At 67.7% G+C, this 25,275-nt stretch carries 26 protein-coding genes; 21 read left to right on the forward strand and 5 right to left on the reverse strand.

Going from position 1 to position 25,275, the window contains the following annotated elements:
• Positions 1 to 113 precede the first annotated feature (113 nt).
• The 9 genes from M2165_RS14815 to tatC all read left to right on the forward strand — a co-directional run bounded on the left by M2165_RS14815 (position 114) and on the right by tatC (position 4,984).
• Positions 114 to 950, forward strand: a complete 837-nt coding sequence (locus M2165_RS14815; RefSeq protein WP_280815370.1) for a D-hexose-6-phosphate mutarotase — start codon at positions 114 to 116, stop codon at positions 948 to 950.
• A 20-nt stretch (positions 951 to 970) separates the two neighbouring features.
• Positions 971 to 1,750 (forward strand): imidazole glycerol phosphate synthase subunit HisF, encoded by a 780-nt coding sequence (hisF, locus tag M2165_RS14820; protein WP_280815371.1) that lies wholly within the window; start codon positions 971 to 973, stop codon positions 1,748 to 1,750.
• Between the two features lie 24 nt (positions 1,751 to 1,774).
• A complete protein-coding gene (hisI, locus tag M2165_RS14825) occupies positions 1,775 to 2,173 on the forward strand; it encodes a phosphoribosyl-AMP cyclohydrolase (protein WP_280817543.1) in 399 nt (132 codons plus the stop codon).
• Entirely contained in the window at positions 2,170 to 2,550 is a 381-nt protein-coding gene (locus M2165_RS14830; protein WP_280815372.1) for a phosphoribosyl-ATP diphosphatase, read from the forward strand. Before hisI ends, M2165_RS14830 begins: the two co-directional genes overlap by 4 nt.
• Positions 2,551 to 2,561: 11 nt before the next feature.
• Entirely contained in the window at positions 2,562 to 2,951 is a 390-nt protein-coding gene (locus M2165_RS14835) for a hypothetical protein (RefSeq protein ID WP_280815373.1), read from the forward strand.
• Positions 2,941 to 3,300 carry a histidine triad nucleotide-binding protein gene (locus M2165_RS14840; RefSeq protein WP_280815374.1) on the forward strand — a complete coding sequence of 120 codons (360 nt, stop codon included), beginning with the start codon at positions 2,941 to 2,943 and terminating at the stop codon, positions 3,298 to 3,300. The genes M2165_RS14835 and M2165_RS14840 overlap by 11 nt, the downstream gene beginning before the upstream one ends.
• Positions 3,301 to 3,365: 65 nt before the next feature.
• The gene (gene tatA / locus M2165_RS14845; protein WP_280815375.1) at positions 3,366 to 3,614 is read left to right on the forward strand and encodes a Sec-independent protein translocase subunit TatA; all 249 of its coding nucleotides are present in this window, start codon (positions 3,366 to 3,368) and stop codon (positions 3,612 to 3,614) included.
• A gap of 13 nt (positions 3,615 to 3,627) precedes the next feature.
• The gene (gene tatB, locus M2165_RS14850) at positions 3,628 to 4,089 is read left to right on the forward strand and encodes a Sec-independent protein translocase protein TatB (protein WP_280815376.1); all 462 of its coding nucleotides are present in this window, start codon (positions 3,628 to 3,630) and stop codon (positions 4,087 to 4,089) included.
• Positions 4,090 to 4,177: 88 nt separating this feature from the next.
• Positions 4,178 to 4,984 carry a twin-arginine translocase subunit TatC gene (gene tatC, locus M2165_RS14855; RefSeq protein WP_280815377.1) on the forward strand — a complete coding sequence of 269 codons (807 nt, stop codon included), beginning with the start codon at positions 4,178 to 4,180 and terminating at the stop codon, positions 4,982 to 4,984.
• Between the two features lie 42 nt (positions 4,985 to 5,026).
• Here the strand turns inward: tatC and M2165_RS14860 are convergent, their stop codons facing one another.
• Entirely contained in the window at positions 5,027 to 6,187 is a 1,161-nt protein-coding gene (locus M2165_RS14860; RefSeq protein ID WP_280815378.1) for a trypsin-like peptidase domain-containing protein, read from the reverse strand.
• A gap of 299 nt (positions 6,188 to 6,486) precedes the next feature.
• On the opposite strand from M2165_RS14860, the gene M2165_RS14865 reads away from it, so the two are divergent.
• From M2165_RS14865 to pdxA, 3 genes are read left to right on the forward strand one after another with little or no spacing between them, the layout of a single operon-like run.
• Positions 6,487 to 7,830, forward strand: a complete 1,344-nt coding sequence (locus M2165_RS14865) for an MFS transporter (protein WP_280815379.1) — start codon at positions 6,487 to 6,489, stop codon at positions 7,828 to 7,830.
• Positions 7,827 to 8,600, forward strand: coding sequence for a Nif3-like dinuclear metal center hexameric protein (locus tag M2165_RS14870; RefSeq protein WP_280815380.1), 774 nt, complete (start codon positions 7,827 to 7,829; stop codon positions 8,598 to 8,600). The genes M2165_RS14865 and M2165_RS14870 overlap by 4 nt, the downstream gene beginning before the upstream one ends.
• A complete protein-coding gene (pdxA, locus tag M2165_RS14875; RefSeq protein ID WP_280815381.1) occupies positions 8,597 to 9,679 on the forward strand; it encodes a 4-hydroxythreonine-4-phosphate dehydrogenase PdxA in 1,083 nt (360 codons plus the stop codon). The genes M2165_RS14870 and pdxA overlap by 4 nt, the downstream gene beginning before the upstream one ends.
• On the opposite strand, the gene mscL is transcribed toward pdxA, so the two are convergent.
• Positions 9,666 to 10,097, reverse strand: coding sequence for a large conductance mechanosensitive channel protein MscL (gene mscL / locus M2165_RS14880; protein ID WP_280815382.1), 432 nt, complete (start codon positions 10,095 to 10,097; stop codon positions 9,666 to 9,668). The two genes, pdxA and mscL, sit on opposite strands and share 14 nt — an antisense overlap.
• A 201-nt stretch (positions 10,098 to 10,298) precedes the next feature.
• Between mscL and M2165_RS14885 the strand changes: the two genes are divergently transcribed.
• From M2165_RS14885 to M2165_RS14925, 9 genes are all read left to right on the forward strand, one after another.
• Positions 10,299 to 10,946, forward strand: coding sequence for a phosphatase PAP2 family protein (locus M2165_RS14885; RefSeq protein WP_280815383.1), 648 nt, complete (start codon positions 10,299 to 10,301; stop codon positions 10,944 to 10,946).
• A 415-nt stretch (positions 10,947 to 11,361) separates the two neighbouring features.
• A complete protein-coding gene (locus M2165_RS14890) occupies positions 11,362 to 12,528 on the forward strand; it encodes a polysaccharide biosynthesis/export family protein (protein ID WP_280815384.1) in 1,167 nt (388 codons plus the stop codon).
• Positions 12,525 to 12,980: a low molecular weight protein-tyrosine-phosphatase gene (locus M2165_RS14895; protein WP_280815385.1), complete on the forward strand. Its 456-nt coding sequence runs from the start codon at positions 12,525 to 12,527 to the stop codon at positions 12,978 to 12,980. The genes M2165_RS14890 and M2165_RS14895 overlap by 4 nt, the downstream gene beginning before the upstream one ends.
• Positions 12,977 to 15,073, forward strand: coding sequence for a GNVR domain-containing protein (locus M2165_RS14900; protein ID WP_280815386.1), 2,097 nt, complete (start codon positions 12,977 to 12,979; stop codon positions 15,071 to 15,073). Before M2165_RS14895 ends, M2165_RS14900 begins: the two co-directional genes overlap by 4 nt.
• Positions 15,074 to 15,572: 499 nt before the next feature.
• Positions 15,573 to 16,286: a sugar transferase gene (locus tag M2165_RS14905; protein ID WP_280817544.1), complete on the forward strand. Its 714-nt coding sequence runs from the start codon at positions 15,573 to 15,575 to the stop codon at positions 16,284 to 16,286.
• Positions 16,287 to 16,306: 20 nt separating this feature from the next.
• Positions 16,307 to 17,455, forward strand: a complete 1,149-nt coding sequence (locus M2165_RS14910) for a polysaccharide pyruvyl transferase family protein (RefSeq protein WP_280815387.1) — start codon at positions 16,307 to 16,309, stop codon at positions 17,453 to 17,455.
• Between the two features lie 16 nt (positions 17,456 to 17,471).
• A complete protein-coding gene (locus M2165_RS14915) occupies positions 17,472 to 18,548 on the forward strand; it encodes a glycosyltransferase family 4 protein (RefSeq protein WP_280815388.1) in 1,077 nt (358 codons plus the stop codon).
• Positions 18,545 to 19,822: a hypothetical protein gene (locus tag M2165_RS14920; protein WP_280815389.1), complete on the forward strand. Its 1,278-nt coding sequence runs from the start codon at positions 18,545 to 18,547 to the stop codon at positions 19,820 to 19,822. The genes M2165_RS14915 and M2165_RS14920 overlap by 4 nt, the downstream gene beginning before the upstream one ends.
• Positions 19,819 to 21,042: a hypothetical protein gene (locus M2165_RS14925; protein WP_280815390.1), complete on the forward strand. Its 1,224-nt coding sequence runs from the start codon at positions 19,819 to 19,821 to the stop codon at positions 21,040 to 21,042. Before M2165_RS14920 ends, M2165_RS14925 begins: the two co-directional genes overlap by 4 nt.
• A 16-nt stretch (positions 21,043 to 21,058) precedes the next feature.
• On the opposite strand, the gene M2165_RS14930 is transcribed toward M2165_RS14925, so the two are convergent.
• From M2165_RS14930 to M2165_RS14940, 3 genes are all read right to left on the reverse strand, one after another.
• Complete coding sequence (locus tag M2165_RS14930; RefSeq protein ID WP_280815391.1) at positions 21,059 to 24,130, reverse strand: YjbH domain-containing protein; 3,072 nt, start codon at positions 24,128 to 24,130, stop codon at positions 21,059 to 21,061.
• Entirely contained in the window at positions 24,127 to 24,735 is a 609-nt protein-coding gene (locus M2165_RS14935) for a YjbF family lipoprotein (protein ID WP_280815392.1), read from the reverse strand. Before M2165_RS14935 ends, M2165_RS14930 begins: the two co-directional genes overlap by 4 nt.
• A gap of 134 nt (positions 24,736 to 24,869) precedes the next feature.
• Positions 24,870 to 25,151 carry a hypothetical protein gene (locus tag M2165_RS14940; RefSeq protein WP_280815393.1) on the reverse strand — a complete coding sequence of 94 codons (282 nt, stop codon included), beginning with the start codon at positions 25,149 to 25,151 and terminating at the stop codon, positions 24,870 to 24,872.
• Between the last annotated feature and the right edge of the window lie 124 nt (positions 25,152 to 25,275).

Consider the following 25,275-nt stretch of genomic DNA (forward strand, 5'->3'; position numbering starts at 1 on the left):
CACAGGGTAGCCAAGAAGCTCGCCCGCATGCAACCGCACTGGCCGGGGCGATGAAGTCTTAAGTCTCCACTGCCGGTTCCGCGCCACGGAATTTCGCTGCCTACAATTCTCCAATGGATATCAGCTCGATCGAGTTCCGCGGCCAGCCCGCGCTTCGCGCCGCAGGCGCCGACGGCAGCGTCCTGACGGTCTCGCTGCACGGGGCGCAGCCGCTCTCGTGGATCACGGCCGACGGCGTGGAACGCCTCTACCTGAGCCCGACGGCGGTGTTCGACGGCCAGGCCCCGATCCGCGGCGGCGTGCCCATCTGCTGCCCCCAGTTCAACCAGCGCGGCATGCTGCCCAAACATGGCTTCATGCGCAATCTGCCTTGGGAAAACCGCGGCGTCGACGCCGCATCGGGCGAACTGGTGCTGCGGCTGCGCGACAGCGAGGCCACGCGGTCGCTCTGGCCGCATCCCTTCGAGGCGCGGCTTGCGCTCGCGATGACGCCGGGGCAATTGCGCATCACGCTCTCGCTGCTCAACACCGGCCATGCGCCGCTGAGCTTCGCGGCGGCGCTGCACACCTACCTGCGCGTGGACGACATTGCCGAGGTGCGGCTGGAGGGCCTGCAGGGCGCCAACCGCTGGGATTCGCTGCGCGACGACCGCCACGTCGAGACCGCGCAGGCATTGCGCTTCGCTGCCGAGTTCGACAGCGTCTACGCCGCCCCCGCGAAACCGCTACGCCTGCTGCAGCCCGGCGGCACGCTCGAGATCTCGCAGAGCGCGAGCTGCAGCGAAACGGTGGTCTGGAACCCCGGCGCCGCGCTGAGTGCGAAACTCGCCGACATGCCCGACGACGGTTTCCGCCACATGCTCTGCGTCGAGGCCGGGCGCATCGACGAGCAGGTGCTCCTGATGCCCGGCGCCTCCTGGCAGGGCTGGCAGCAGCTGCGCGTTTCCTGATTTCCTCTTCTTCTCCGACCATGCTCGCAAAACGCATCATTCCCTGTCTCGACGTCACCGGCGGCCGCGTCGTGAAGGGCGTCAACTTCCTCGAACTGCGCGACGCGGGCGATCCGGTCGAGATCGCGGCGCGCTACAACGCGCAGGGCGCCGACGAACTCACCTTCCTCGACATCACCGCCACCAGCGATGGACGCGACCTGATTCTGCCGATCATCGAGGCCGTGGCCTCGCAGGTGTTCATTCCGCTGACCGTGGGCGGCGGCGTGCGCACCGTCGAGGACGTGCGGCGGCTGCTCAACGCGGGCGCCGACAAGACCAGCTTCAACTCGGCAGCCATCGCGAATCCGCAGGTGATCGAAGACGCCTCGCACAAGTACGGCGCGCAGTGCATCGTGGTGGCGATCGACGCCAAGCGCCGCAGCCCCGAGGAAGCCGCCGTGCGCGGACCCGGCTGGGACGTGTACAGCCACGGCGGGCGCAAGAACACCGGCCTCGACGCCGTGGCATGGGCCGCCGAGATGGCGCGCCGCGGCGCGGGCGAGATCCTGCTGACCAGCATGGACCGCGACGGCACCAAGAGCGGTTTCGACCTCGAACTCACGCGCGCCGTGAGCGACGCGGTGGACGTGCCGGTCATCGCCTCGGGCGGCGTGGGCAGCCTCGACGACCTGGCCGACGGCATCCAGACCGGCGGCGCGGACGCGGTGCTCGCCGCGAGCATCTTCCACTATGGCGAGCACACGGTCGGCGAGGCCAAGGCGCGCATGGCCGCGCGGGGCATCCCGGTCCGGACCTGAGCGGTCCCGCCCCGGGGTGGGACAATACGCGCCATGAACTGGCTCGACGAAGTGAAGTGGGACGCGAACGGCCTGGTGCCCGTCATCGCGCAGGAACAGGGCAGCAACGACGTGCTGATGTTCGCCTGGATGAACCGCGAGGCGCTCGCGAAGACGGCCGAACTCGGCCGCGCCGTGTATTTCAGTCGCTCGCGCGGCAAGCTCTGGTTCAAGGGCGAGGAATCGGGCCACGTGCAGACGGTGCACGAGATCCGCATCGACTGCGACAACGACGTGGTGCTGCTCAAGGTCACCCAGCTCGGCCACGAACCCGGCATCGCCTGCCACACCGGCCGCCACAGCTGCTTCTTCAGCAAGTACGAGAACGGCCGCTGGACGGTCACCGAACCCGTCTTGAAAGACCCGGAATCAATCTACAAATGAGCGCCGCCGTGAACACCTCCGACGCCCTCGCGCGCCTTGCCGCCGTGATCGAAAGCCGCCTGCCCGCGCGCGGCGGGAATCCCGAGAAAAGCTACGTCGCACGGCTGCTGCACAAGGGCCCCGACGCCTTCCTCAAGAAGATCGGCGAAGAAGCCACCGAGGTCGTGATGGCCGCCAAGGACGCCGACCATGGCGGCGACCGCGCAAAAATAGTGAACGAAGTGGCCGACCTGTGGTTCCACACCATGGTGGCGCTGGCGCACTACGGCAGCTCGCCGGCCGAGGTGATCGCCGAACTCGAGCGCCGCGAAGGCACCAGCGGCATCGAGGAAAAGGCGCTGCGCAAGGCGCAGGCGCGCGAGGCCTCCAACGATTGAAAGGACATCCGATGGCCAACGAGATCGTGAACGTGGAACCCGACGACTCCCTCAAGACCTGGGGCTGGGTCAGCTACATCCTGCACCTGATCGTGGCCATCGGCGCCGTCCTGCCGGGCATGCAGGCCTCGGTGGTGCTGCTGCTGCTGGCGCTGCTGATCGATTTCATCAAGCGCGACAACGCCGCCGGCACCTGGCAGGCCTCGCACTTCAGCTGGCGCATCCGCTCGGTGCTCTGGGCCGGCCTGCTGTACATCGTGACCTCGTGGCTCTGGCTGCTGCTGCTCGTGCCAGGCTGGATCGCCTGGAGCCTGATTTCGCTGTGGTTCCTGTACCGGATCGTGAAAGGCATGATCCGCATGAACGACGGCCGTCCCATGGAACCCAAAGATGTCATCTGACCCGAACTGCGTCTTCTGCAAGATCATCGAAGGCAAGATCCCCTCGCGCAAGGTCTACGAGGACGACGAGCTGTTCGGCTTCCACGACATCGCGCCCTGGGCGCCGGTGCATTTCATGCTGGTGCCCAAGCGCCACATCGCCTCGATGGCGCAACTCACCGCCGACGATGCGGCGCTGATGGGCCGCATCATGACCCTCGCGCCCAAGCTCGCGCTGGAGCAGGGCTGCAGGCCCTATCCGGAAGGCGGATTCCGCGTCGTCGTCAACACCGGCACCGAGGGCGGACAGGAGGTGCACCATCTCCATGTCCATGTCATGGGCGGTCCCCGGCCCTGGGCCCGGGGCTGAGTCCCGATAAGCCAAACTGTCACATTCCGCCCGACTAAAATCGGGCACATTCTTAGGAGTCTTCCATGGGTTCTTTTTCCATCTGGCACTGGCTGATCGTGCTGCTCGTCGTGGTCATGATCTTCGGCACGAAGAAGCTGCGGAACATGGGTTCCGACCTCGGAGGCGCCGTCAAGGGCTTCAAGGACGGCATGAAGGACGGCAGCGCGAACGATGCCTCCACCGCCTCGTCGGCCCCGGCCCAGCAGGTGACCGGCCAGCCCGCCAACAGCGACAAGTCGACCATCGACGTCGAAGCGCGTCAGAAGTCCTGAGCGCAGACCGAACGTGATCGACCTTGGCATCGAGAAGCTGGCGCTGATCGGCGTCGTGGCGCTGATCGTCATCGGGCCGGAAAAGCTGCCGCGCGTGGCGCGCACCGTCGGCACGCTGCTCGGCAAGGCGCAGCGTTACGTGAACGACGTCAAGGCCGAAGTCAACCGCTCCATGGAGCTCGACGAGCTCCGCAAGATGAAGACCACGGTCGAAGATGCGGCACGCGACGTCGAGCACAGCATCCAGGCCGGCGCGAGCGATCTCGAAAAGCAGCTTTCGGGTTCCTCGGGCGAAACGCTCTCGGCCCTGGCCGAGCCCGAACCGCCGGTGCCCGAATACAAGCACCCGCGCAAGAACTGGCGCCTGAAGCAGGGCGCCACGCCCCAGTGGTACAAGGCCCGCAACGGCGTGCGCACCAGGGCCCTTTCGGGTGCAGCGCGCGTGGCCCGTTTCCGTCCCCACAAGATCAACTAGCCGCGGTCCAACCTTCGTCGCGCTCCTCCTCCCCGTGTGCCGGGCGCCGGCCGGAGCCGCGCTCCTCCTGCTCTTTTCTTCTCCCCCCATGGCCGATTCCGACAACAAGAACAAAGACGCAGACGACGAATTGGCGGGTACCGAACAGCCATTCGTGCAGCACCTGGTCGAATTGCGCGACCGGCTGCTCTACTGCGTCTACGGGTTGGCGGTCGCGGGCATCCTGCTGGCCATCTGGCCCGGGCCGGGCGGCCTGATCGACCTGATCGCGATGCCGATCCGCGCGCACATGCCGCCGGACGCCAAGCTCATCGCGATCGGCGTGTTCTCGCCGTTCTTCGTGCCGCTCAAGGTGTTGATGATGACGGCCGTGCTGCTGGCGCTGCCCTGGCTCATGTACCAGGCATGGATGTTCATCGCGCCGGGTCTCTACAGCCACGAGAAGCGCTTCGCGCTGCCGCTGATCTTCTTCGGCAGCCTGCTGGCCTACGCGGGCATCGCCTTCGTCCAGTTCTTCGTGCTGGACAAGATGTTCGGCTTCATCCAGAAGTTCACGCCCGAGGCAGTGGCGGCCACGCCCGACATCTCCTCGTACGTCGAGGCCATCCTCTCGCTCTACATCGCCTTCGGCGTGGCCTTCCAGGTGCCGATCGTCGTGATGCTGCTCGTGCGTTTCGAGATGGTCACGATCGAGAAGCTGCGTTCGTTCCGCGGCTACTTCATCGTCATGGCCTTCGTGATCGCCGCGGTGCTCACGCCGCCCGACGTGGTGTCGCAACTCGCGCTGGCGGTGCCGATGTGCCTGCTCTACGAGGTGGGCATCATCGGCGCGCGCTACTTCGCACAGGGCAACCGCAAGCCGGAAGAAAAGGAAAGCGCCGATCCGTCGGCCTGACCGCGGGCTGCGGGCCTTTCTTTCGGGGCCCCCGCCCCGGCGTCATTCCGGCTGGTTCGGGACCTGGCGGATCGGCGTCCTCGGCCGCAGGCCCGGCGTCACGTCCAGTTCCATCTTGTCGGTGCCGCGCTGCAGCGCGAAGCGGGCCGTGCTGCCCGGCTTCAGGCCGGCCACGGCGGTCAGCAGCGACTGCACGCTGTCGGTGCGCTTGTCGCCGACGGAGGTGATCACGTCGCCCGGCCGGATGCCGGCCTTGGCGGCGGGGCCGTTCTGCAGCACGCCGGTGATGATCACGCCGGAATCCGCCTTCACGCCGAAGGTCTCGGCCAGCTCGGGCGAGAGTTCGTTGGGCTCGACGCCGATCCAGCCGCGGCGCACCTGGCCGTCCTTCACGATGCCTTCGAGCACGATCTTCGCCATCGAGACCGGGATCGCGAAGCCGATGCCCATGCTGCCGCCCGAACGCGAGTAGATGGCGGTGTTGACGCCCTGCAGGTTGCCGTTGACGTCGATCAGCGCGCCGCCCGAATTGCCCGGGTTGATGGCCGCATCGGTCTGGATGAAGTTCTCGAAGTTGTTGATGCCGAGCTGGTTGCGCCCGAGCGCCGAGACGATGCCGCTGGTGACGGTCTGCCCGACGCCGAAGGGGTTGCCGATGGCGAGCACCTGGTCGCCGACCTGCAGCTCGTCGGAGTTGCCCAGCACGATCGCCGGCAGCTTGTCGAGTTCGATCTTGAGCACCGCGAGGTCGGTGTCGGGATCGGTGCCGATCACCTTGCCGCGCGCATGGCGGCTGTCGTTGAGGGTGATCTCGATCTCGTCCGCGCCCTCGACCACGTGGTTGTTGGTCAGGATGTAGCCGTCGGAGCTCACGATCACGCCGCTGCCCAGGCCGACCTGGGGCTGGTCGCCCTGGTCGCCGAAGAAGAAGCGGAACCAGGGGTCGTTGCTGCGCGGATGGCGCGGCGCGGCCTTGCTGGTGTTGATGCTGACCACGGCCGGCGAGGCCTTCTTGGCAGCGGCGCTCAGGCTGCCCGGCGCCGGCGTGGAGGGCGCGCCGGCCGGGGCCTCGACCACCGACACCACGCCGCCCAGCGAGGTCGTGCGCCGGTTGACCCACTCGGGCTTGAGGGTCGCAACGACGAAATAGGCCGCCAGCAGGACGGTCACGGCTTGGGCAAAGAGCAGCCAGGTGCGTTTCATGAAAGCTTCGATCGAAAGACGGGGGGTGAATGCGGCGTTTGCCATCGGAGGCGGCGCCGGGTCCATTGTCCCTCAACGCCAGCCGCCAGAGACCGCGCGGGGCGGTCGAGATTCGGCGCCGGCGTCGGCGCCAATAAGGGATAACCCCTAGCATTGCGTCCCGAGCCCACACGGCTCCCCGCGACCCGGCCTTCCGCGCATCGCCCATCCGGCGACGGCGGCAGGTGTTCCGCCGGCGCCCCCGACCACCGCCGTCATCCCTCGCGCGGCCGGGGCGCGGCACGCCCTCCCTGCCAGCCATGACCTCTCAAGCACTTTCCCCGGACGACGCCCGGTCGGCGCCGACGCGCGCACTCGGCGCGAGCGACTACAAGACCCTTGCGCTCTCCGCCCTCGGCGGCACGCTGGAGTTCTACGACTTCGTCATCTACGTCTTCTTCGCCACCGTGCTGGGGGCGCTGTTCTTCCCGGCCGACATGCCCGACTGGCTGCGGCAGCTGCAGACCTTCGGCATCTTCGCGGCCGGCTACCTGGCCCGGCCGCTGGGCGGCATCGTGATCGCGCACTTCGGCGACCTGCTCGGCCGCAAGCGCATGTTCACGCTGTCGATCTTCCTGATGGCCGCGCCCACGCTGGTGATCGGCCTGCTGCCCACCTACGCGAGCATCGGCGTGGCGGCGCCGCTGCTGCTGCTCGCCATGCGCGTGCTCCAGGGCGCGGCGATCGGCGGCGAGATGCCCGGCGCCTGGGTCTTCGTCGGCGAGCACGTGCCGGCGCGGCGCTACGGCTTCGGCGTAGGCACGCTGACCTCGGGCATCACCGGCGGCATTCTGCTGGGCTCGCTGGTGGCGGTGGCCATCAACCGGCACTATTCGCCGGCCGAGGTGAGCGGCTTCGCGTGGCGCATTCCCTTCGTGCTGGGCGGCGTGTTCGGGCTGGTCTCGGTCTACCTGCGCCGCTTCTTGCACGAGACGCCGGTGTTCAGGGAACTGGCCGACCGCAAGACGGTGGCGCGCGAGCTGCCGCTGCGCACCATCCTGCGCGAGCACCGCCTGCCGAGCCTGTACGTGGCGCTGCTGACCTGGGTGCTGTCGGCGGCGATCGTGGTGGTGGTGCTCTACACGCCCACCTACCTGCAGAAGGTGCATCACATCCCGGCCGCGCTGGCGCTCGAGGCCAATGCGCTCGCCACGCTCACGCTCACCATCGGCTGCGTGCTGGTCGGCTGGGCCAGCGACCGCATCGGCACCCGCGCGGTCATGCTCATCGGCTGGGCCGGGCTGTTCGGCACGGCCTACCTGTTCTACACCGGCCTGCCGGGCACGCCCGCGACGCTGTTCTGGCACTACGGCCTGGTGGGGCTGTTCGTGGGCACCATCGCGACGGTGCCGATCGCCGGCGTGCGCGCCTTTCCGGCGCCGGTGCGTTTCACCGGGCTCTCGTTCGCCTACAACATGTCGTATGCGGTGTTCGGCGGGCTGACGCCGGTGATCCTCACGCTCTGGCTGCAGCGCGACCCCATGGCGCCGGCGCACTACGTCGCGGCGCTCGCGGCCGTCGGCTTCCTGCTGGCGCTGTGGCCATTGGCGGCACGCGGCCATGCGATGCGCGAGGAGGGCGGGGGCGCGACAATGGCGCGATGAGCACCACACGCCACGAACTGCTGCACGCCTTCGACCTGCTGCTCGCGCCGTCGCGCTTCAAGGACTACGGACCCAACGGCCTGCAGGTCGAGGGCCGCACCGTGGTGCGCAAGATCGTCTCGGGCGTGACCGCGAGCCGCGCGCTGATCGAGGCCGCGATCCACGCCGAGGCCGACGCCATCTTCGTGCACCACGGCCTGTTCTGGCGCGGCCAGGACGGCCGCGTGACCGGATGGATGAAGCAGCGCCTGAGCCTGCTGCTGGGCGACGACGTCAACCTCTTCGCCTACCACCTGCCGCTGGACGCGCATCCGGAGCTCGGCAACAACGCGCAGCTCGGTCTTCGGCTCGGCCTGCTGGCCCATCCGGGGTCGGAAGGCCGCTTCGGCGAACAGGAGCTCGGCTTCCTCGGCGCGCTGGAGAACGGCGACACCTTCGCCGACGGCAAGGCGCTGGCCGCGCATGCGGAGAAGGTGCTCGGGCGGCCGGTCACGCTGGTGGACGCGGCGCATCGCCCGATCCGCAACGTCGCCTGGTGCACGGGCGGCGCCCAGGGCTATTTCGAGGCCGCGATCGCCGCCGGGGCCGACGCCTTCATCACCGGCGAGATCTCGGAGCCCCAGGCGCACTATGCGCGCGAGATGGGCGTCGCCTTCCTGGCCTGCGGCCATCACGCCACCGAGCGCTACGGCGCGCAAGCCGTGGCGGCGCACGTGGCGGGGCAGCTCGGCCTCCAGCACGAGTTCATCGACATCGACAATCCGGCATGACGGCCCAGGCTTCCCCCCCGCCGGTCGCGATCACGTTGGGCGACCCCGCCGGCATCGGCCCCGAGATCATCGTCAAGGCCTTCCATGCGGCGCCGGACGCCACGCGAGGCAGCTTCGTGGCCGGCGACGTCGGCAGCGTGCGCCGCGCCGCGCAGGCACTGGTGCGGCCGGGCCAGCCGGCCTGGCCCGTGGCGCAGATCGAGCGCATCGCCGACGCAGCCGCGGTGCCGCCCGCCTGCATTCCGGTGCTGCAGGCGGTGGCGCCGCCCGCCGAAAGCATCGCGCTGGGCCGCATCGGCGCCGAAGCCGGGCGCATCGCGGGCGAATGCGTGGTGTGGGCGGCGCGGGCCGCGCTGCGCGGCGAGCTGGCGGCCATCGTCACGGCGCCGCTGCACAAGGAGGCGCTGGCCGCGGCGGGCTTTCCGTACCCCGGACACACCGAGCTGCTGCAGGCGGAGGCCGCCGCGCATGCGGGCGTCGCGGTGGAGGGCATGCCGGTGCGCATGATGCTGGCCAACGACGAATTGCGCACCGTGCTGGTGAGCATCCATGTGTCGCTGCGCGATGCCATCACCGCCGTGAGCTTCGGCGGCGTGCTCGAGACCCTGCGCATCACGCACCGCGCGCTGCACCGCATGCTCGGGCGGGCACCGCGCATCGGCGTGGCCGGCCTCAATCCGCATGCCGGGGAGGGCGGGCTGTTCGGCTCGGAGGAGCGCGACATCATCGCGCCAGCGATCGCCGCGGCGCGCGCCGAGGGCATCGACGCCGGCGGCCCGCATGCGCCCGACACCGTTTTCATGCGCGCGCGCGCCAGGGGCGGCGTGCCCGACAGCGGTGAGTTCGACGTGGTGGTCGCGATGTACCACGACCAGGGACTGATACCCGTCAAGTACCTCGGCGTGGAGAAGGGCGTGAACGTCACGCTCGGCCTGCCGCTGGTGCGCACCAGCCCCGACCACGGCACCGCCTTCGACATTGCCGGCAGCGGCCGGGCCGATGCCTCCAGCCTGATCGAGGCGCTGCGCATGGCGCGCAGGCTTGCCGCCCAGGGCGGCGAAACGCTCAGGGCCGCTTGAGGCTGTCGCGGATCTCGCGCAGCAGCGCGATGTCTTCCGGCGGCGCGACCGGGGCCGCGGGCGCCTCGGCATGGGTTTTGCGCAGCTTGTTGATCTGCTTGACCATCATGAAGATGATGAACGCGAGGATCAGGAAGTTGACCGTGATGGTGATGAAGTTGCCGTAGGCCAGCACCGGAACCCCGGCCTTCTTGAGGTCCGCCAGGTTGTGTGCCACGCCGGCCGGTACCGTGCCCAGCACCACGAACAGGTTCGAGAAATCGAGCTTGCCGAACACCAGGCCGGCCACCGGCATGATGACGTCGTTCACCAGCGAGTCGACGATCTTTCCGAACGCCGCGCCGATGATCACGCCCACGGCGAGATCCACCACGTTGCCCTTGACGGCAAATTCCCGGAATTCACTGAAGATGCTCATGATTTCGTTACCCTCTGAGAGCTTTGGTGTTGAATGCGCCGCCGGTGCGCGTTCCTGCCTTCGGAATGCGCGCGGAACGAATCCGCGGGCGGCGCATCAGTGTAGTTCCAAAGCGTTGTGCGCCCATCGCCTGCCCCCCGACCTTGGCGCGGGTGCAAATGACCGGCGTGCGAAGAATAAGAAGAATTTCCTCTTCAATTAATGAATAATTTCTGGTTCATTGTCACGGCATTCGGTGACAGCGGTTTTCTTCTGCCCGCCGCATTATGGATTGCAATTTGGCTCGGCAGCGACGGTGGCACGCGTTCGGCGGCGGCGCATTGGGTCCTGTTATTCGGCGGCTGCGGATTGATCGTGATGCTTTCCAAGCTCGCGTTCCTGGGTTGGGGAATTGGCAGCGCGCGATTCGATTTCACCGGCTTCAGCGGCCATACGGCGCTCGCCACCGCGCTCTGGCCGGTGGCGTTCTGGCTCGCGGCACAACGGTGGGTACCCTCCCTGCGACTCGCAGCGGTGGCAGCCGGCAGCGTCTGGGCGGTGTTCGTCGGGGCCTCGCGGCTGGCGCTGGAAGTGCATTCCACCGCGGAAGTGGTAACAGGAGCCTTCCTCGGCCTGGCGGCGAGCGCCAGCTTCCTCTGGCTGCACCGCGCCCGCTCGATCCCGGCGCCGCCGCCGCGCTGGCTGGCGATGGGCCTTGCGGTGCCGCTCGTTTTCTTCCTGGTGGGGCGGCCCGCACCGACACAGGGCGCACTCGAGGCCCTGGCCGCATGGATGGCGGGCATTGAGCGTCCGTACACGCGCCTCGATCTGCGCCAGGGCCGCGGGGCGCCCGCCGAGTCCGCGGAGTAGGCAACGTTTGCTTACAAAAGAGCAAACCTTTTCAACGAGTTGCTGCGCTGCACGAATCGTCGCGTGCAGACCACAATTCGCGAAATCAAGCGGTTAATTAATAGTTCGCATTTGTAGGCATCGGCTTACAGCGTCGAACACCCCTTTTTCGCCGCCTTTCCCAATGGCGAAAGGCCTCCGGCGATTGAGCTGCCCGATACCCCCTCGTTCTCTTGGGGTATTCCGCATCTGGAAACATTTTTTTCATCTATTCAACGGAATAGGAAGGCTGTGCGGGCAGCGACAATTCGGCCGGCCCGCCTGCGATCAGGCGCAGGCTTGCTTTGACGAACCGCGACAAAAAGGCGGGAGCTCCAATGCCAATTGGGCTCGGGCCTTGCATATGGATCGCGGTTGTTGAAAACCAATTTGTGCAATGGGGATCAATTTGACACGCTTCGTGTGCCCGAAAGGGTGGGGTTTTGCCCTAATGGGCGCGCTATTGCTGCTGCAGGGCTGTGCACCGGGTTTTGGCTCATTGGGCGCCTACGAGGCTGACCAGAGCCTGCCTCCGGAGTTCCAGTACCTGCCGGCCGACGGCGCGCCCGACGGGGTGATCACATCGATTTCGCCTGCGCTCATCCGCACCATGGCGCAGGCGCAGCCGACTTCGGTTCCGCCGGACGTGAAGTCGCTGTTCGGGGAAGCGCCGGCCTACACGATCGGGCCCGGCGACGTGGTGGGCGTGATCGTCTACGACCATCCGGAGCTCTTGCCCAACGCGGGCGCGGTCATCACCCAGCAGGCCGATCCCACGGGCATCAGCGTGGCGCCGGGCTTCATCGTCGGCGCGACGGGCCAGATCAGCTTTCCCTACATCGGCCGCGTGAAGCTCGAGGGCCTCACCGAGATCGAGGCTTCCGACCTCATCGCCAGCCGCATTTCCGCCTACATCCGCGATCCGCAGGTGACGGTGCGCATCCAGTCCTTCCGCAGCCGCCGCGCCTTCGTGGAGGGCGAGGTGCGCAACCCGGGGCTGCAGATCTTCACCGACGTGCCGATGACGCTCGCCGAGGCGATCAGCCGCGCCGGCGGCATCACCGCGAACGGCGACCGCTCGTTCGTCACGCTCACGCGCGGCGAGAAGACGACGCAGATCGACCTGCAGCGCCTGCAGGAGCTCGGCGCCGACGCGAGCAGGATCCCGCTGCGCAACGGCGACGTGGTGCAGGTGCGGCACCGCGACGAGAGCAAGGTGTTCGTGATGGGCGAGATCGCGCGGCCCTCGGCGCTCGTGATGCACAACGGGCGGCTCAGCCTCAACGAAGCGCTGGGCGAGGCCGGCGGTCCCAACCTGACCTCGGCGAACACGGGCCAGATCTACGTGATCCGCAACAACGCGCGCGGACTGCCCGCGATCTTCCACCTGAACGCGAAGAACCCCGCGGCGCTGGCGCTGGCCGAGCGCTTCCCGCTGCAGCCGCGCGACGTGGTCTACATCGATTCCGTGCCGCTCGTCACCTGGAACCGCCTGGCCAGCCTGATCCTGCCCGCGGCGCAGGTGATCAACGCGGGCGACGAAGTCTGGAGCCGCCACCGATGAAATCAGTTCTGACGGTCTGCATCGGCAACATCTGCCGAAGCCCGATGGCCGAGGGCCTGCTCGCCGCCGGCCTGCCGCACCTTCGCGTGATGTCCGCGGGCACCAGCGCGCTGGTCGGCCGGCCGGCCGATCCGATGGCGCAGAAGCTCATGCAGGCGCGCGGGATCGACATCTCGGGGCATGTCGCGCAGCAGGTGAACCAGGTGCTGTGCCGGCACGCCGACCTGATCCTCGTGATGGACGCGGACCAGCGGCGCCACCTCGAATCGGCCTACCCCTTCGTGCGCGGCAAGGTGTTCCGCATCGCCGAGGCCGCCAAGCAGGACGTGCCCGACCCGTACCGGCAGGACGAGGCGGCGTTCGCGCATGCCCTGGCCCTCATCGACGTGGGCGCGCGGACCTGGATCGACCGCATTCTGAAAATTACAAAACCTGAGCAGCAACCGACATGAACGCTCCGCAGCAAGCCGCCCTGCCGATGCCACCGCTGGAAGAGGAGAACGACGGGATCAACGTCGTCGAGTACCTGGACATCCTGGTCGACAACCGCTGGCTGATCGGCGTCATCGTGGCCGCGGCCCTGTTCCTGGGCGCCGCCTACGCGCTCTTCGGCCGGCCGATGTACGAGGCCAACCTCGCCGTGCAGGTGGAGGACTCGGGCAACTCGGCCGGCAGCTTTCTCGGCGATGCGGCCTCGTCGCTGCTGAGCGTGAAGACGCCGGCCGCGGGCGAGATCGAGATCATTCGATCGCGCGCGATCCTCGGCCAGGCGGTGGAGAACACCAAGCTGTACATCAGCGCGCAGCCGCGCTATGCGCCGGTCGTGGGCAGCTGGCTCGCGCGGCGCGCGACGGAGCTGTCGAACCCCGGCTTCCTCGGCCTCTCGGGCTACGTGACCGGCACCGAGAAGATCGTCGTCGCGCAGTTCGACCTTCCCGCCGGCCTCGAGGAAAAGCCGTTCACCCTCACGGTGCAGGACGGCAACGCCTACGAGCTGAGCTATCCCGATGCCGCTGCGCCGCTCAAGGGCACGATCGGCACGCCGCTGCAGGCGAGCGTGCCGGGCGGCAACCTGCGGCTGCTGGTGGGCGCCGTCAGCGCCAAGCCCGGCGCGCAGTTCCAGCTGGTGCGCTATTCGAAGCAGCTGACGCTGCTCGCGCTGCAGGACAGCCTCAAGGTCGCCGAGAAGGGCAAGCAGTCGGGCGTGCTCGACGTCAGCTGGAAGAGTCCCGACCCCGAGAAGCTCACGCAGCTGCTCAACGAGATCGGCCGCCTCTACGTGCGCCAGAACATCGAGCGCAAGGCGGCCGAGGCCGAGAAGACGCTCGGCTTCCTCGACACCGCGCTGCCGCAGTTCAAGAAGCAGCTCGAGCAGTCCGAGGACCTCTACAACCGCTACCGCAACGAGAACGGCACCGTGAGCCTCGACGACGAGGCCAAGAACGCGCTCGCGCAAACGGTCGAGCTGCAGTCCAAGCTGCTCGAGGCGCAGCAGAAACGGCGCGAACTCTCGGCGCGCTTCACCGACAAGCATCCGACCATCCAGACGCTCGACAACCAGATCGCGGCCTGGAAGGGCGAGATCGGATCGGTCGACTCGCGCATCCGGAAGATGCCGCTGCTGCAGCAGAACACCGTGCAGATGCAGCGCGACATCAAGGTCAACACCGACCTCTACGTGTCGCTGCTCAACAGCTCGCTGCAGATGCGGCTGGCCAAGGAGGGCAAGGTCGGCAACGTGCGCCTGCTCGACGAGGCCATCATTCCCGAGGAGCCCGTGTGGCCCAAGCGCTCGCTGATCCTCGCGGCGGCGCTGCTGCTGGGGCTCGGCGCCGGCGTGGCCGCGGCGATCGCGCGCAACTCGCTCTTCGGCGGCATCCGCAACCCGAGCGAGATCGAGATGCACACCGGGCTCAGCGTCTACAGCAGCATTCCGCTGAGCGGCGCGCAGCGCCTGATCGACCGCAACATCGAGAGCCGGGCGCCGGGCGTGCACGTGCTGGCGCTGCAGCAGTCGGAAGACCCGGCGGTCGAGAGCCTGCGCAGCCTGCGCACCGCGCTGCAGTTCGCCATGCTCGAGGCGCCCAACAACCGCCTGCTCATCTCCGGTGCGACGCCGGGCGTCGGCAAGACCTTCGTCTCGGTCAATTTCGCGGCCATCACCGCGGCCTCGGGCAAGAAGGTCCTGCTGATCGACGCCGACCTGCGCAAGGGCCGGGTGAACCAGTTCTTCTCGATGGGCCGGTCGAACGGCCTTTCCGAACTGATTGCCGGCACCCTGAGCGCCGACAAGGCGATCCGCGCCGGCGTGCTGCCGAATCTCGACGTGATGACCACCGGGGTGCTGCCGCCGAATCCGGCCGAATTGCTACTGAGCGAATCTTTTTCGCACATTCTGCAAAAGCTTTCGGCCGGATTACGACTTGATCATTATCGATACCGCCCCCGTGCTCGTGGCGGCGGATACCGCTTCCGTGGCGCCGCTTGCCGGCTCATTGCTGCTGGTGGCGCGGGCGGAAAAGACGCAGCTCGGCGAATTGAATGAAAGCGTCAGAAGACTGGCGCATGCGGGCTGCACGGCCAATGGCGTCATTTTGAATGCTATGGACTTATCGCGTCGCCACGCCGGCAGCAGCAGCTACAAATACGGCGGTTACCGTTACACACACTATAAATATAAAAACAACAGGGATACCACCTAGTCTACCGATGAGTTTCTGGGAAAATTAGCTGGAAATGTGAGATTAATCACTTGATGCACTAAATCGGTGCCATCAATTCAATGCTGATTAAAAAGGTCTAGAGGCAATTGCGTATTCATTTGGTATTACTCGTCCATATCGCTTTGCCCGCGCACTGATTTCTGCGCCGCGACCTTCAAGGCCGCCGGGCCGAGGCCGAAGAGCGGCCTTGGTGCCGGACCACCACGTATGACCGAACCCCCAAGGGGCAAGCACCTGCTTGTAAGACGAAAGGTACTCTGCGATGAGAGTTCTTCATCTGGAAATTCATTTCGCCCTCGAATGCGAAATTGGGGCATGACCATGAGCAATTTCCATCCGGAAAAATCGATGGCGCCCGCCGGCGAGGACGCATTCGGCGTGGTGGCGGATGAAATGGCCTGGATGAAAGTCCGCCATCCCGCGGCGCTGCGCGCCGGCAAAAGGGCGGTCGACATTGCGGCCGCGCTTTTCTTTTTCTGCGCCTTCGGCTGGCTTTTCGCCATCATTGCCATCGGCGTGCTCATCACCTCCGGGGCGCCCGTGCTTTATTCGCAGCCGCGCTTCGGACGCGGCGGCCGGGTGTTCAAGTTCTACAAATTCCGCTCGATGCTGCCGAATTCGGCCCAGATCCTGGAGGAACATCTCAAGAACGACCCGGTGGCGCGCCAGCAATGGGACGAGTACCAGAAGCTCGAGAACGATCCGCGCATCACGCCGTTCGGCAAGTTCATCCGCAAGACCAGCCTCGACGAGCTGCCGCAGTTCTGGAACGTGCTGGTGGGCGACATGAGCCTGGTCGGGCCGCGGCCCTGCATGCTCGACCAGAAGGGCCTGTACGGCACCGACTGGTCGTACTACTGCGCGGTGCGCCCCGGCATCACCGGCCTGTGGCAGGTCAGCGGCCGCAACCAGCTGAGCTACAAGGCGCGCGTCGCGCTCGACGTGGCCTATGTCGAGACGCTTTCCGTGGGCCGGGACATCGGCATCTTCCTGCGCACCATCTGGGTGGTGGCCGTGGGCCACGGATCGCGCTGAATGCCTGGGCCGATCCCGAGATGAAGAAGATCCTGATCTGCGCCGTGCCCTTCAGCGACAACCTGGGCGACGGCGTGATTGCCGCGTCGCTCGCGCACATCGCGGCGCTCAAGTACCCGCAGGCGCGCTTCGAACTCCTGGACATCGCGGGGCGCCAGGGCTTCGCGGAAGACAACCTGCGCGGCGGCGGCGCCTTCCGGCTGTTCGCGAAATTGCCGTCGCTGCTGAGGTCGCTGATCGTCTTTCTTTACTGCCTGAAAGGCTATTTCCTTTCCTGGCGAAAGAACTGGAAGGCCGCGGTGGACGACGCCGACCTGGTGGTGATCGGCGGCGGCCAGCTGTTCTGCGACGTGGCGCTCAACTTTCCGGCGAAGCTGTTTCTGCTGAGCCGGCTCCTGCGCGGCAAGAAGGTGGTGGTCGCCTGCGTGGGCGTGACGGCCAAGTGGTCGTTCTGGGGGCGCTTCCTGGTGAAGCGCTTCATCGCCAACGCGCGGCCGGTCTTCTACGCCACGCGCGACCCCGAATCGGCCCGCAACCTGCACACCTATTTCAAGGTGCCGAGGACCCACATCGAGGTGGTCCCGGACCCGGCGCTGATCTGCGCCGATGCGTTCTCCGGCGAACTCTCGGCCGAGAAGAACTGGGACATCGGCATCTGCGTCAGCAGCCTCGATGCGCTGGTGATGAATTCGGAATACGGCCAGCCGAATGCCACGTCCTCGGCGCGCTTCTTCGCGGGGCTGGCCGACGCATTGCGCGCGAAGGGCTTGCGCGTGCTCTATTTCACCAACGGCGCTTCCGAGGACAACCGGGTGCTGGAGGAAATCGCCTCGGCAGCGGGCGAGGCCAAGCCGGCCTTCCTGGTGCCGCGCTATCCCGACGAGCTGGTGTCGCTGATCAGCGCGTGCTCATGCATCGTGGCGCACCGGCTGCACGCGAACATCGTGGCCTACGGGCTGAACATTCCCTCCATCGGAATGAACTGGGACAAGAAGGTCGCGTCCTTCTTCGAACTGACCGGCCGCACGCACTACCTCTTCGACCTGTCGCCGCGCGCCGAGAAGCTCGGCGCCTCGGTGCTCGACCTGTTGAACGACGGCCAGCCCGATCGCCAGCGGCTCGACGCGCTGCGCGGCCAGGTCGTGGCCGGCGTCCATGCCTTGATCTGACGAACGAGTGGCGGCCATGAAGATATTGCACATCGCCGAGACCCTGAAGGGCGGCCTGGAGACCTACCTGCGCATGGTCTCGGGCTTCCAGCAGAATTCGCCCGCGATCACCCAGGCCAAGTTCGTGCTGCCCGGCCCGGTGGACTGGCTGAGCCCGCAGGACACGCATGTGGTGCCCACGGCGCGCAGCCCGCTGGTGCTGGCGGGCTATGCCGCCGAGATCCGCCGGATCATCCGCAGCGAGCGGCCGACGGTGCTGCATCTGCACAGTTCGATCGCGGGCGGCATCGTGCGTGCGATGGCGCTGCTCGGGCAGGTGCCGGCCGAGACCCGCATCGTCTACTGCTCGCACGGCTGGGCCTTCGACCAGATCGGGCCCTCGTACAAGAAGACGATCTACCGCTGGATCGAATGGCTTCTTTCGCACTGGAGCGACGCCATCATCTGCATCAGCGACCACGAACTGCGGCTGGCCGAGAAGTTCGGCATCAAGCGCTGCAAGTGCATTCCGAACGGCATCGCGGCCTCGGCCGCGGTACCTGCACCCGCCGAGTTCGAAGCGGTGGCGCGTCCGCCGTCGGCGCAGCGAACGATCCTGTTCGTCGGCCGGCTCGACCGGCAGAAGGGCATCGATGCGCTGCTCGACGCCTACCTGCGGGTGCGGCCGAACTTCAAGTTGGTGGTGGTGGGCGAAGCGGTCCGCAACGACCTGCCGATCGCCAAGCCCAACGAGGTGGAGTTCAGGGGCTGGCTCGAGAAGGATGCCCTCGACGAGGCCTACCGCACGTGCGACGCGATCATCGTGCCGTCGCGCTGGGAGGGCTTCGGCCTGGTCGCGATCGAGGCCATGGCGCGCGGCAAGCCGGTGTTCGCGTCCGCGGTCGGCGGGCTGGTCGACATCGTCGAGGACAACCGCAGCGGCCGCCTGTTCCCGCTCGAACGGCTGGACGAGATGCTGCACGAGATCGACGGCATGTCCTCGGAGCAGCTGATGCGCATGGGCCGGGCAGGGCGTGCGCTCTTCGAGCAGAAATACACCGCCGAGCGGATGAATGCCGCCATCGTCGATCTGTACAAGGAGTCGGTGCTTTGAAGAGGAACCCGTCCCTGCTTTCGCCGCGCGGCCTGCGCCGCGCATGTGCCTGGCTGTGCGCATCGGTGGCGCTGGCGGCGATCGCCGTTTCCGCCCAGGCCCGCGGCATCGCCGAGCTGCATTCGGACTACCCGGTGGCGCTCAGCGTGCAGATCGACCCGGCGGACATCTCGGACGACGACCTGCGCGAGATCAAGGCTTCGGGCTTCGAGTTCGTGCGCTTCGGCGCGCGGCCGCCGCTCAAGAGCGTGAACCCCGCGTCCATCGACTATGCGAACCTGATCCGGCGCGTGAAGAACGCGCGCCTCGAAGCGATCGTTACCTTGTTCGGCGGCCGCGAGATCTGGGGCCAGCAGCCCGCGGACCTGGGCGGCGGCCAGCGCGAGAAGCTGTTCGCCGACTTCGCGCGCCGGTTCATGGAAACGCATGCGGCCGAGGTGGCCGTGTGGGAGCTGTGGAACGAGCCCGACCACAAGACCTTCCTGAACCCCGCGCTGTTCCCCGCCTTCGAGACCGCGACCGCGGAGTTCTGCCGCAGCATCGCGCAGCTGAAGACGCCGCCGAAGATCGTCATGGGCTTCGGCTTCGCGAAGCTGCCGTTCAACGCGGGCCAGGTGCCCGCGCCGCTCGAGAGCGCCTTCGTCTCGGCCGCGAAGTCGGACTGCCTGACGGACATCTCGATCCATCCCTACCGCGCGGTGCCGGAAACCGCCATCGCCGACTACGCCAAGCTGCGTGCGCAGCTCGACCAGCGGCAGCTGAACAGGGTCGGCATCGTCGCCTCGGAGTGGGGCTATGCCTCGTACCTGCCGGTGCGCGACCGCAACACGCAGGCCTCGCTGATCTTCCGCGAGTACCTGACCAACGTCGCGGCGGGCATCAAGCTGCTGAACCTCTATGCCTGGAAGGACCGGGGCACCTCGGTCGTTGCGCGCGAGGACAACTTCGGCCTCAAGTCGAAGAGCGGCGAGAAGAAGGAGGCCTTCGCGAGCCTCACCGAATTCCTGCGCATCGTGCGCACTGCCCGGAAGGTCTCCTTCGAGAGCAGCGCCGGCGTGAACAGGCTGGTGCTGAGCCGCGGCAGCACGCTGCTGCACGTGGTGTGGACGCAGGGCGCCGGGCATGACGTGGTCGTGCCGGCCGAGAAAGGCCGCAAGTGCACGCGCGTGGAGTTCTTCCCGCAGGTGCGCCATGGCAGCTGCGGCGCGCCCGTGGAGGGCGGTTTCGCGGCCGAGGCCACCGCCTACCCGGTCCTGCTCTCCATCGCGGAATGAGCTTCGCGGGCATTCGGAAGCGCCTCGGTCCGGTCTATGCGATTGCCGATCAGTGCATCTACAGCGCGAGCCAGCTGCTGCTGAGCTTCGCGCTTGCGCGGGCGCTGTCGCCCGCGGACTTCGGCATCGCGTCGGCCTTTCTTGCGATCGTCAGCTTCCAGTACATCCTGCACACGGCCGTGGTGCACGAGCCGCTCCTGATCCGGCGCTACTACGCCGGCCGCTCGGCTGCGTGGTGGAGCTGGGCGCTGGTGCTCGCGGTCTCGGTGGCGGGCTTCCTGGCGTGGCAGTTCACGAGCTTTCCTGGGCCGGTGAGTGCCGCCGGCATCGCGCTGATCGTCGGCTACGAGATCTTCTGGATCGCGCGCAGCATGCTGCTCGTGGGGCGGCGCTTTCTGGCGCTCTGTGTCTCGGGGGTGCTGGTCTGCGTCGGCTACGTGGCGGTGCTGATCGGCCTCCGTCCCGGTACCTGGGCGCAGGCGCTGCTGTGGATCGCCGTCGTGCAGCTGCCCTTCGCGCTGCTCGTCGCAGCGCACTTCCGGCGCGTGATGGCGCCGCTGCCCGCGCCGGCCGGCACGCCGGCGCTGACGATCGGCGAAGCCGCGAGCTACGGCTGGAAGGCCAGCCTTTCCCAGCTCATGAGCTGGATCATGACCGGCGGCGCGATCCTGCTGCTGGGCTCTTCGGCGGACGCCGCGCAGGGCGGGCTGCTGAAGATCTACATCACCTTCCTGCTGCCGATGCAGTACGTGCTGCTGGCGCTGGGCTACTACATCCTGCCGCGGCTCGCGGCGAACTGGCACTCGGAGTCACGCCGGGAGGCCTTCGGCCTGTTCGTGAAGTTCGTGGTCTTCGGCTTTCTGGTTGCCGAGCTCGGCGGCGTCGTGCTCGGCCTGCTCGGTCCGCACCTGGTGGTGCTGGCCTTCGGCGCGAACTATGCGGGCATGGATTTCTCGCCCTTCTTCTACGCGCCCGCGATCTTCGGGCTCACCATGTGCCTGCGCACCGGCTTCAGGGCCGCCCGACGCCCCGGCGCGCTGCTGTGGTGCTCCATCTTCGGGGCGCTGGTGTTCGCGGCCTGCATGCGCCTGGCACGGCTTCCGATCTCCTACATCCAGACCATCCACGCGATGACCATCGGCTTCGCCTGCATGGCGGCCGCGATGATCGTCTGGCTGTTCTTCATCATGCGCGGCGCGCAGGCCTCGCCGGGCCGCTGAGCCGGCCCGGCCCCGCTCAGCGGCCGAAGTTCAGGATGTTGTCGCCCGTGCGCGGCTCGCCGCTGTCGGGTGCGCTGAACTTGTAGGCGCTCGGGTCGCGCGCCGAGGTCATCTCGTACAGCGGATGGATCCGCCCGAGCCGCGCGCCGCCGTCGCGCACCAGCGGTGCCCAGGCGAAGTTGGCGGTGAACTTGCTCGTGCGCGGCAGCAGCGCGTCGAAGGGAATCGCGAGATAGATGCCCTTGTCGAAGCTGCCTTCGCCGAACTGCCGGGCCGAGACGTTGGTCTTGGTGGCATAGGCGCCGAGCACCACGCCGTTGTCGAAGCGGCGGCTGATGTCGATGGTCACGCCGCGGTCGCCGGCCAGGTACTGGCCTGCGCTGATCTTGGCGAGCACGCCGTGCCAGCCGGTGTCCCAGTAGAGCGTGGCGTGGCCGGTGTTGACCTTGTAGTCGCGCAGCCCGAAGTCCTGCTCGAAGTCGCGCTGCCGCACGTGGTTGAAGTCGACGCCGAAGGCGATCTTGCTGCGCCACGGCCGGTAGAGCCATTCGCCGCCCACACCCGCGAACATGGTTTCGAGCGCGCCGCCGTAGACGCTGTAGTACTGGTTGTCGTTGATCCGGCCCACGTGCGTGAGCTGGAACACCGGCATGGTCAGCCGCTTCGAGGTGACGTACTCGCGCTGGTAGGTGCGCACGCGCGGCAGGTTGCTGGGCGCGGTGTAGGTGAACTTGTCGAAGTTGTCGACCAGGCGCAGGTTGAGCGCACCGTTGACCCAGGTGCTCGGCGTGAACCGGTATTCGGCCACCGCCTGCACGCCGATCTGGTAGAGCACGAAGGCGTTCGGGCCGCCGAGGATCTGGCCCAGGCTCGGCGTCAGGCCGATGCTGAACTTGGGCGTGTGCCGCTCCCATGCGGGCAGCGCCTGGCCCTCGGCCGCGCCGGCCTTGGTGGCCGCAGGCGCATCGCCGCGCGCGGCCTGCAGCACGGGCTTCGGATCGTCGGCGCCGATGGGTGCCGGCGCGTAGTCGCGCTGGCTGGTGGCGCGGCGTTCGGCCGGCGTCTGTGCCTGGTAGTGGGCCGTGACCCACTCGCCGCGGTCGACCACCTGCGCATGCATCGGCAGGCCGCGCTCGGAGTAGTGCAGCACGAAGTTCCGGATCGAGCCCGGTGCATCGCGATGCAGCACCGCGATGATCTGCTCGACGCGCGCACTGCGGTAGACGGTGGCGCTTTCGGTGATCCACACATGCAGCATCGCCCCCTGCGGCGCGATGCGCTGGATGGTCCAGTCGGTGCGGTTCTCGATCTCCGCCGCGGTGGCGGCCCAGCCCTGGAAGGTGGCGGGCGGATCGGGCGTGAACCGCGGCGCCGGCGGGTCCGCCGTCTTGGGCATCTGCATGGTCGCGAGGTTGGTCTGCAGCGTGAGGCCCATCATCACCTTGTTGCCGCGCTCGAAGCCGGCCGAGAAGGTGATGCCCGGTGCATAGCGGTACTCGAGACCGATGTTGACCGGCGACCGCTGCCGCTGGTTGTTGTTGAGCGGCTCGTTCTGGTAGTCGTTGCCTTCGTACTCGAGCTTGAGCGTCAGCGGCTCCCAGGGCGTGCGCCACTGCACGCCGCCGAAGAGCGCCGCGGGCCCGCGGAACAGGCGGCCGAAGTTGGCGCCTCCCCACGTCGTCTGGCTCACGCGCGTCTTGAAGCGGCTGTTCAGCAGGCCGAAGGGGTTGCTGATGTTGCCGGCATTGCCCAGGTAGCCCCAGCCGATGCCGAGGCTGAAATCGAAGTCGCCGTAGCGCTTGTTCGCCACCAGGTACTCGGAGGAGAACAGGCCCGTGCCGCCGATGTCGCGAAAGCCCAGTGCCACTTCGGGCAGGTAGGCCGATTCCTTCCACAGCCTCGCCTTCAGGTCGATGCTCTTGTCCTTGTAGCCCTGGTTGCTGAGGCCGATGCCGTAGATGCGGTTGCTGATCGACGTGTAGCGAAAACCCGCCTCGAGCCAGTCGAGCGGCTGGAACATCACGTTCAGCCGCGTGTAGGGCGAAACGTGCGAGATCGAGGTCCGCATGTCGCCGGTCTGGCCCATGCGGGCGGTGGGCGTCTGCAGCAGGCCGGTCTCGCCCCAGTCGTTGCCGCTGGTCTGCAGCGCGCGGTACTGCGGCGCGGGGTCGGGGCGGACGGAAATCGCCGTCGAGGCCGGCGGCACGGGGGGGGCGAGGGGCGCGGGCGGTGCCGCGACGGCTGCGGGATCGGGCTGCGCGGCAGGGGCGGGCTCCGGCACCGCGGGCGGCGCCTGTGCGCTGATTTCTTCCTGCGGAGACGGGCCTTGCGTCGCCAGGAACTTGATCATCCCTTCGGAGATGCCCTCGAGATCCGCCCTGCCGCGCGGCGCCGACCAGATCCAGGCGCCGGGCGCGGGCTCGTCCGAGGGATGCGCCGTCCACGGCGACACGCCCACGCGCGCGGTGCGGCCGTCGGGCTGGGCCACCCAGGCCCAGTCGTGCTTTCCTTCGGGGTCGCAGGCGGCCACGTAGTCCCATGCGGTGCGGCCGGGCTCGTGCGCCACCGCGCAGAGCCGCCCGTCGGGCTGGAGCACCGAGACCGTCTTCAGCACCGGCGGCGGCGCCACGAGCTGCTGGCCGGCCGTCAGCACCGGATCCTGCTCGGGATGGGCTTCGAGCCAGCGCGGGTCCACGATGCCCAGCGCCACGCGGCCGGTGATCGGCAGGCCCTGCAGCCAGGCGATCAACTGCTGGCGCTGCGGCTGCTCCTGCCGCGGTGCGCGCTTGCGGGCGGCCTCGAGCCGCACCAGCAGGGTGTTCTTGAGGAACTGCTGCGCCAGGCGCTCCTGCGGAACGCGCCATGCGAGTCCCGGCGAGGCCGTGGCGGCGGGCTGGCGCAGCAGCCAGGCGCTCAGGCGCTCGCCCGGGCGGATGTCCGCATCGCCGGCGGGCGCGGGGTTGTCGACCGCGCCGCCGCCTGGAGCCTGCGCGCCCGCGGCGCAGCTTGCCGCCAGCGCGCAGGCGGCCATCGCAGCGCGCAGGGGCCGGGGATCCTTGCCGAAGCCACGGGGAAGCAGACGGCTCATGTACCAGCGCTCGCCGCTGCGACGGGTGCTGGAGAAGAAGGCGTCCACTGCTCGAAGCTCATACACAGATCATTGGAAATACATTGCTCGGAATAGACGACGCGCGGCGTTCCGCCCGCCTGCGACACGCCGAAGCGCGCGGGCGGCAGCGCGGCGCTCGCCGGGCGCGAGGTGCTGCGCTCCTCGTACCAGCGCAGCGACGACGCGGCCGTGCCGGCCAGCGCCACCTGGGGCGGCGGGGCGATCGGCGTCTGCACGATCCGGTCGCGGATGCCGAAGCGGTAGCCGGGCATCATGTCGCGCTCGCGCACGTAGGTGCGGGCGTCGGCCTGGGACCAGCCGGGCGGATCGGACAGGCGCACCTCGCGCCAGTCGGTCGAAAGGCCCGTGGTGCCGACCAGACGCCCGTCGAGCAACCGCACCACTTCGCCGCTGCCGCTGTACCAGACCTCGACGGCCCCTTCGGGCCGCTGGTCGATATAGCCGAGCACCATGAATACCGCCTGCCCGCCGGTCACGACGCGCAAATAGCGGTAATTCGGATTGAAGGTGGGTTCGGGTGCGGCGGCTTTGCCGTTGTACAAATGCCGCGCGGTGGCCAGCATGGCCGAGGAACCGGAAGAGCAGCCGCCAACGCCCAAAAGAAATGCTGCCAGCAGACAGCATTCGACCAGTCGCGCAGCGAAACCGGCGCGCGGAGCTCTCGGCGATTGCCCTCCCGCGGGGAGGGCCGGCACGGTCAGTTGGTGCCGGTCGTGCCCGTGCCGGTGCCCCCGGTACCGCCCGTGCCGCTGCCGCCGCCGCTGTTGCCACCGTTGCCGCTGGCAATGGCGGCCGCGAGGCCCACGCTGGCGGCGATGCCGCCGGCCTGGCCGGCCGTGATGCGGCCGAAGGCCGAGTTGGTGGCACCCGTCGCGCTCGCCGGCTGCGGACCCGGGGTCGAGACCGGCGGCGGCGAAGGCGGCGTTTGAGCGAACGCCGAAGAAATGCCCAGAACGGCGACGGCGGTCGCGGAAACCAATGGCTTAATTCTCATGGCGAATATCCTCTTCAATGGCAAATTAACAGTTGAGAGAAGCCTATCAGTTGGCGAAGTGTGTCGCAACTAATTTACCTTTTAAGGCGTTTTTACTTGCAAGACCCTG

The sequence above is a fragment of the Variovorax sp. TBS-050B genome, assembly GCF_029893635.1.
Classification (GTDB): domain Bacteria; phylum Pseudomonadota; class Gammaproteobacteria; order Burkholderiales; family Burkholderiaceae_C; genus Variovorax.